A 1,404-nucleotide genomic window follows, 5' to 3' on the forward strand; every position below is an offset into this window, starting at 1 on the left:
GCGTAATTCTGGATCGTCCACCCCTCTGTCTTGATGCGTCTGCCCAGCGCATCGTAGATGAAACGTTCGTCCGTCCCTTTCCCGTCAGCTTCTCGCACCCATCGGTAATAGATGCGCCCTTGGGCATCGTAAATGTAAATCTCATACGGATAATTCGGGGCTGCTTGCGTTTCTATGATCCACTTTTTCAACATCACTTCATTGCCATTATTAATAAAAATACAATCGTCCCACATGGTAGTGGCAATAGTGCTTTTAGTTGACTAATTTTAGAACATTTAAAATGTAGAAAAAAACTTACCACGCCTAAAATAAAAAGCAGCAACGCAGAAATCAAAGTTAAAAAATACAACAAAAATATATAAGCAAAAAAATTAATGCCGTCCTTGGGATAGAAACTCATAGGTAAATTAAAGATGCTTACTGAAATCAATAAGAGGCCCAAAGCTACGAACACGGCAATAAAAAAAGTAAAGATCCGATTGATCCAAATCATTAGCCTAGAGTTGGTCATTTGTAATTATTGGTATTTACTTTGTTAAATAATCCCGTGTTCACATTATATCCGTATCCCTGATTGAAAATTGACTCTCCGAAGGAGCTTTCAGCATTATTGATTATTGCATTATAAACATTTGCCCCTGCATGTAGAGACCCTGCCCCTGCGACATCGGCGTGGTTGCTTGAAAAGTATTGTATAGATGAGTTTGAATCATAAGTTCTAAAATTCAGAGGCGTTCCCACGAGCAGTCCATCAAGAGAAAGCGATATGTTATTATCAGTAGCTAGGTATGTAAAAGCATTTTGAGTTGAAGATAAATTTCCATCGTAACCACCAAGATAATGAGCAAATGGAATTGGTCCCATCGCATACACAGGATCGATCATGTGCATTTGAGTGATTACTTTTTGATTGCTGTAGGGAGCGACTAAATATGCATTTGGAACGCTTTTTATGGTTGATACGGCACCAGGATAGCCTGCGTAACTAACTTCAATCTTTGTCCCCGCACTCAAATCAGGAATCCCGTATTGCGTTATCATGGAATCTACTTTTTCTGCTACTAGATTTCCACGGCTCCATGCTGCCATAATTACTGATGTATCTCCTACGTTATAGTTTTTGACTATATCATTATAAACATTACTTGCAATATCTCCAGCCCCATATCCAGTAATACCCATGAAAGTCGCAGCTATGGTATTTGTGTTATCAAGATCATTCCCCACACCGCGATAATAATGTGATGCCCTTGGACCATTATAATTCTGCGAAAGCAAATATACATTGTTTGACCCATCATGTGATCCATTTTGACCAAGTTCACTATAGTGCGTCCCATCGATAAAATAACCTGCTCTCCCAGTCGGATCAATATAATTCACCGGATCCCCATTCGCGTA

Annotated in this window: 2 protein-coding genes; both read right to left on the reverse strand. The window is 39.4% G+C overall.

Going from position 1 to position 1,404, the window contains the following annotated elements; translation table 11 throughout:
- A partial coding sequence (locus tag NZM04_03585; GenBank protein ID MCS7063121.1) for a hypothetical protein occupies positions 1 to 194 on the reverse strand: 194 nt, incomplete at its 3' end.
- A gap of 316 nt (positions 195 to 510) precedes the next feature.
- On the reverse strand, positions 511 to 1,404 hold an 894-nt coding region (locus NZM04_03590; protein MCS7063122.1), incomplete at its 5' end, for a DUF2235 domain-containing protein.

This window comes from Candidatus Methylacidiphilales bacterium (assembly GCA_025056655.1).
Taxonomy (GTDB): Bacteria; Verrucomicrobiota; Verrucomicrobiia; order Methylacidiphilales; family JANWVL01; genus JANWVL01.